The following is a 6012-nucleotide window of genomic DNA, read 5'->3' as shown; positions in this document are numbered from 1 at the left end:
CTGCCAGCTTACCGAACGCAATCACCGAGCCGGTAAAGGTCACCGCACCGATGAAAATCGCGAACACCACCTCAATCTGCAAAAAGGTCAGCTCAGCAGGAGCCTTCGTGGCCACCAATGCAGCAAACGCAGAAAACTCTTGCATCGCGCCGTCGGCCGCTTGTGCGGCCAGCACCCGGCGGCGCTCTAAATCTGCGCCCCAGGCAACAAAGACCGCTGCCAAACCCACAAAACTATGTAGTGCCGCTACCAACTGAGGCATTTCGGTCATTTCGACCTTGCCTGCGACATAGGCACCAATCCCAGCACCGATCAACATCGCCGGAACCAGCCACCAGTAGCCGCCAATACCTGGCCCGAGGGAGGTAAAGAACACCGCTACGGCCATACCCACAATGCCGTACCATACGGCACGCTTGGCTTTCTCCTGATTACTCAGGCCGCCTAGCGATAAAATAAATAGCACACTTGCCGCAATTGCCGCGGCAGATACGAATCCTTGTCCTAACATCTCGTTTCTCCGCCGCTTAGGATTTTTGGAACATGGCAAGCATCCGGCGTGTCACCAGGAAGCCACCCACGATATTAATCGATGCAATCAGTACCGAAATGGCCGCCAGCACGATAACGACGCCACTGCCTGAACCGATTTGCAAAATTGCCCCTAAAATAATGATGCCGGAGATAGCGTTAGTGACCGCCATTAACGGCGTGTGCAGCGAATGACTCACCTTCCAAATCACCTGGAAGCCAATGAAGCACGCCAACACAAACACAATGAAGTGCTGCATAAATGAGGCTGGGGCTATTTGGCCCAACAGCAGCATTAGCGCGCCACCAACGGCGAGCAAGCCTACTTGACGCTTGGTTTGCGCTTTAAACGCCGCGTGTTCAGTAGCCTTCTTCTCTTCAGGCGTTGGTTCTTTCTCTTTTTTCTTTGGCTTCGCCGCAGCGATAGCTTTTACTTTGGGTGGCGGCGGCGGGAAGGTGACTTCGCCCTGGTGCGTGACCGTAGCACCGCGAATGACATCATCTTCCATATTGTGATGGATGACGCCGTCTTTCTCAGGCGTGAGGTCGGCTAGCATGTGGCGAATGTTGGTGGCGTAAAGCAGCGACGCTTGGGTGGCCATGCGTGAGGGGAAGTCGGTATAGCCGACCACCACGACGCCGTTATCAGATACCACACGCTCGTCCGGCTTGGTTAAATCGCAGTTACCGCCTTTTTCAGCGGCTAAGTCGACAATCACCGAGCCAGGTTTCATGGCTGCCACCATATCTTCCAGCCACAGCTTTGGCGCGGGCCTGCCAGGAATCAGCGCCGTGGTGATGACAATGTCGACATCCGGTGCTTGTTCGCGGAAACACTCTAGCTGCTTCTCGCGAAACTCTGGGCTAGAGGGTGAGGCATAGCCACCGCTTTCTGAACCGTCCTGACTATCTTCAAAATCGAGAAACAGGAATTCAGCGCCCATGGATTCAATCTGCTCGGACACCTCTGGGCGCACATCAAATGCACGCACCACAGCGCCAAGGCTAGCCGCGGTACCAATCGCCGACAAGCCCGCCACACCCGCGCCGATCACCAATACTTTGGCAGGGGGAACTTTACCGGCGGCGGTTACCTGGCCAGTAAAGAAGCGGCCAAAGTTATTGCCCGCCTCAATCACCGCACGGTAGCCCGCGATATTGGCCATTGAGGAGAGCGCATCCATTTTCTGCGCTCTGGAAATACGTGGCACCATGTCCATCGCAATAACAGACGCGCCCTGAGCTTTACAGGTTTCCAACAGTGCTTCGTTTTGTGCTGGCCAGAAGAACGCAATCAGCGTCTGACCTTCACGTAAATAGTGAGCCTCAGTTTCCGAAGGTTCACGGACTTTAATCACCACGTCCGCATCACGCCACAGCGCTTCCGCGCTTTCCACAACGCTGACACCCGCGTCGCGATACGTGTCGTCATTAAAGCCCGCAGCAGCCCCTGCGCTGGCTTCCACCAAGCACTCATGGCCTAGCTTTTGAAGCTGTTTTGCGCTCTCAGGAGTAAGCGCTACACGCGCTTCTCCTTGAGCTGTCTCTTTCGGTGCGCCTATTTTCACACGCTTTCTCCCTTGGTTAGCCCATTTCCAGCGTCATGACCAAAACAGTCATATTTTCACCCTTGGTTATTGGACGCTGGGCATTATTACTGACATGCGTCGTCGCGCCAGATAGCAGTTTAGGATCTAACGCGGCGACCGCCAGTTACTATTCAACCTTCGATTCAATTGGGTTGTTTAACTACAACACTACCCTTTTTAACAACGATTCCCCACCAAAAGTTAGAGAAAACTACTTCCAAAGTACCGCATTCAATTCGTCCTACCCATGATTAACTGAAGTAGTGGGTATGGCAATAATGATTAACCTCCAAAAACGCCCACAACAGTACTTATAACGACATTTGTCACGACGTTTGTAACGACACTCACAACAACATGCTTAACAACGCAGGAGAGTCACTTATGTGGACTAAACCGACGTATCAGGACATGCGCCTTGGCTTTGAAGTAACGCTGTATATCTCTACCCGCTAATCGCTAGCGACTGAACCGCGGCCCCTACCTGCCTTATTGGGTTTATATCAGGTAGGGGCTTTCACCCGGGATTCATAGCACATCCACAGCACTCACGTAGGAGGTCAGTCTATGCAGATTTTAGTTCTTGGGGCTGCCGCAGGCGGCGGCTTTCCCCAATGGAATTGCAACTGCCCTAACTGCTACCACGCTCGCCTGGGCAGTGCCAATCATCAACCTCGCACTCAATCATCGATTGCGTTAAGCGTGGATGGCAAGCAGTGGTTGCTATGCAATGCGTCCCCAGATATTCGCGCTCAGCTCAATACCAACCCGGAATTATGGCCAAGTGATCTGCGTGGTAGCGGTATTCGTGGCGTGCTACTGGTAGATGCCCAAATCGACCACGTCACCGGGCTACTCTCCCTAAGAGAAGGCTGCCCGTTAGAGGTGTGGTGCACGCCTAATGTGCATCGCGATTTATCGACTGGTTTTCCGCTATTCCCGATGCTGGAACACTGGGGCGGACTACGCTGGCAGCCGATTGAGTTGGAAGATCATCAGGAAGTTGTCGAGTTTTCGATTCCCTTTCTGCCAGATATCGCGCTCACCGCCTTTGCACTACACAGCAATGCCCCGCCCTACTCACCACGGCGCGGCGCGCCCTCCTGTGGCGATAATTTAGGGCTATATATTGTTGACCGTCGCAGTGGCAAATCGCTGTGCTACGCCCCTGGGCTTGGCAACCCGACACCGCTGGCCATGCGTTTCTTAAACGCCGCAGATGTAGTGATGGTGGATGGCACCCTGTGGGAAGACGACGAAATGCAGGCACTTGGCGTGGGCACCTCCACAGGCCAACAGATGGGTCACCTCGCGCTCAATGGCAGCAGCGGTATGTGTGCGCTATTGAACGAGCTACCCAGCAGCACGCAGCGTATTTTGATTCATATCAACAACACCAATCCGATTTTGGACGGCGCTAGCGATGCAGCGAAAACATTGCAGGCCGCAGGCATCGAAACAGCTTACGACGGAATGAAACTGACGTTTTAGGTCGACGTTCACAGACCTTAAACACTCTCTTATCTTAGAATTATTGAGTATTAATCTATTAACATCCAGACCTAAATCTTAGATTAAAAAAGCACTAGGTTAGTAGAATTTAAAAGATAGTAGGTCGATAAAAGGTGCAAAAACAGGTCCTGACAAAATTAAACCAAAATAAGCATATAACTTTATAAAATAATTCAAACAGAGCGAGCTATAACCAAATAACCTGTTTCATTAAATAAATTCTATGCATAAAAAATGGCTAAAAATAAAAGCCATTTAAATCAGCAATATATACATTAGATATTACAAAAATAACCAGGAAATCGACTATGGCGATGACAGCGATAACGCCCAGTGCTTCTGCCACCCCGCTCAGTCGGGAGGCGTTTCGTGAAACGCTAATGGGTAAAGGGCAGTACTACCATCTTAATCACCCCTTTCAACAGGCGATGGCCAACGGCGAGCTTACCCAGGAACAACTGCAAGGCTGGGTGGCTAATCGCTTTTACTACCAGTTGATGATTCCCCAAAAAGACGCCGCGCTGCTGGCCAACTGCCCAGATGCTGCTACCCGCAGGCGATGGGTGCAGCGCCTGCTTGACCATGATGGCCACGCCGGAGATGAAGGCGGGATTGAGGCCTGGTTAGCCCTAGGTGAAGCCGTAGGGCTACACCGTCATACACTGCTTTCCCAGGAGCGTGTGCTACCCGGGGTGCGCTTTGCGGTGGATGCCTACCGCCACTTTGTCGCCCGAGCCCCCTGGCAGGAAGCGGCGATCTCATCGCTTACCGAGCTATTTGCGCCGCTTGCCCACCAAAACCGCCTGGTCACCTGGCCTCAGCACTACCCGTGGATTAACGAGCAAGGCTATCGCTATTTTCGGAAGCGGCTCAGCGAAGCCCGCCGAGACGTCGAGCACGGCCTGGAAATCGCTTTAGGCGTATGTACCACGGTGGCGCTGCAGCAGCGCGCGCTGGATATTCTGCAATTTAAGCTCGATGTGCTATGGAGCATGTTGGATGCCATGACCATGGCCTATCAGTTAGACCGCCCGCCTTACCACACCGTCACCCGCGAAGCGGTGTATCACCGTGGGCTTGAGCAGTCACTTTACTAGGCAATGATCGACTAGCGTTGGGGAATTCACCATGTCACAGCAACTCGTCATATCACATCAAGATATTTACCAGCTGCGACGCGGTTGGCGCTTACAGTGGGAAGCCATTCAGGGCTGCCACGTCATTCTTTATCCCGAAGGCATGGTCAAGCTCAGCGCGACTGCCGGTGCGATTCTTGAGCAGGTTGATGGCCATCACTCCATCGCCGATATTATCGCCACCCTACAGCAGCGCTACCCAAGCGCGGAGTCCTTAGCAGACGATGTCGTGCAGTTTATCGAGGAAGCCCGCGGTAACGGCTGGCTAGCCGTGAAGGAGGTTCATTGTGGTTAATAAAACGACCTCACCGCCCTTATGGCTGCTGGCGGAACTCACCTACCGCTGCCCACTGCAGTGCGCTTACTGCTCTAACCCGTTGGAATTTACCCGTTACCAAAACGAGCTGGATACCGACGCGTGGTTTAGCGTGCTGCGCCAAGCCAGGGCGATGGGGGCGGCACAGCTTGGCTTTTCCGGCGGCGAACCGCTGATTCGTCAAGACCTGGAAGCGCTGGTAAGCGAAGCACGCCAGCTAGGCTTTTACACCAACCTGCTGACCTCCGGCGTGGGCCTCACTGCCCAGCGGGTAGACGCCCTGGCAGAAGCGGGCCTGGATCATATCCAGATTAGCCTGCAAGCCGCCGACCCCGAACTTGCTCAAGCGCTGGCAGGCTCTACCAAGGCCCACGCCAACAAGCTAGCCATGGCCAAAGCGGTCAAGGCCGCTGGCTACCCCATGGTATTAAACGTGGTCTTGCATCGGCACAATATCGATCAAATTGGCGACCTGATTGCCCTCTGCGATGAGCTAGGCGCGGATGCGGTTGAACTGGCCAACTGCCAGTATTACGGCTGGGCGTTTTTGAACCGCCAGGCGTTGATGCCTACCCGTGAACAGCTGGTACGCGCCGAGGCGGAAACCAATCGCTGGCGTGAAACACTCGCGGCACGTGGCCGCGATATGTCATTACTATTTGTGGTGCCGGACTACTTTGAGCAAGCGCCTAAAGCGTGCATGGGTGGTTGGGGCAGTATCTTTATGACCGTTGCCCCAGATGGCGCCGTGTTGCCCTGTCACAGCGCCAGGGAGCTACCGATGGCATTTCCGAACGTCAAAGAGACGTCGCTGCAGGACATTTGGTACCAAAGCGATGCGTTCAACCGTTTTCGCGGCACCCAGTGGATGCCTACGCTCTGCCAACAGTGCGACGACCGCGACAAAGACCATGGCGGCTGCCGCTGC

7 protein-coding genes are annotated in these 6012 nt (G+C 54.0%); 5 read left to right on the top strand and 2 right to left on the bottom strand.

The features are described from left to right. Both INT22_RS07495 and INT22_RS07490 read right to left on the bottom strand, forming a co-directional pair. On the bottom strand, positions 1 to 511 hold a 511-nt coding region (locus tag INT22_RS07495), incomplete at its 3' end, for an NAD(P)(+) transhydrogenase (Re/Si-specific) subunit beta (RefSeq protein ID WP_193067977.1). A 16-nt stretch (positions 512 to 527) separates the two neighbouring features. Next, a complete protein-coding gene (locus tag INT22_RS07490; RefSeq protein ID WP_193059766.1) occupies positions 528 to 2099 on the bottom strand; it encodes a Re/Si-specific NAD(P)(+) transhydrogenase subunit alpha in 1572 nt (523 codons plus the stop codon). 405 nt (positions 2100 to 2504) lie between these two features. Here INT22_RS07490 and pqqA point away from each other — a divergent pair, with 405 nt between their 5' ends. From pqqA to pqqE, 5 genes are all read left to right on the top strand, one after another. Continuing rightward, the gene (gene pqqA, locus INT22_RS07485) at positions 2505 to 2576 is read left to right on the top strand and encodes a pyrroloquinoline quinone precursor peptide PqqA (protein ID WP_009722990.1); all 72 of its coding nucleotides are present in this window, start codon (positions 2505 to 2507) and stop codon (positions 2574 to 2576) included. A 111-nt stretch (positions 2577 to 2687) separates the two neighbouring features. Continuing rightward, positions 2688 to 3611: a pyrroloquinoline quinone biosynthesis protein PqqB gene (gene pqqB / locus INT22_RS07480; RefSeq protein WP_193059712.1), complete on the top strand. Its 924-nt coding sequence runs from the start codon at positions 2688 to 2690 to the stop codon at positions 3609 to 3611. Between the two features lie 329 nt (positions 3612 to 3940). After that, entirely contained in the window at positions 3941 to 4729 is a 789-nt protein-coding gene (pqqC, locus tag INT22_RS07475; RefSeq protein ID WP_193059711.1) for a pyrroloquinoline-quinone synthase PqqC, read from the top strand. A gap of 31 nt (positions 4730 to 4760) precedes the next feature. Beyond that, complete coding sequence (gene pqqD, locus INT22_RS07470; protein WP_193067976.1) at positions 4761 to 5063, top strand: pyrroloquinoline quinone biosynthesis peptide chaperone PqqD; 303 nt, start codon at positions 4761 to 4763, stop codon at positions 5061 to 5063. Continuing rightward, positions 5053 to 6012 (top strand): pyrroloquinoline quinone biosynthesis protein PqqE (pqqE, locus tag INT22_RS07465; protein ID WP_446718934.1); only part of this gene is annotated, 960 nt, incomplete at its 3' end. The genes pqqD and pqqE, both read left to right, overlap by 11 nt.

Origin of the sequence: Halomonas sp. 3D7M (assembly GCF_014897885.1) — a bacterium.
Classification (GTDB): domain Bacteria; phylum Pseudomonadota; class Gammaproteobacteria; order Pseudomonadales; family Halomonadaceae; genus Vreelandella.
The sequence above is the reverse complement of the archived record's forward strand: the minus strand, read 5'-3'. Positions and strand labels throughout refer to the sequence as shown.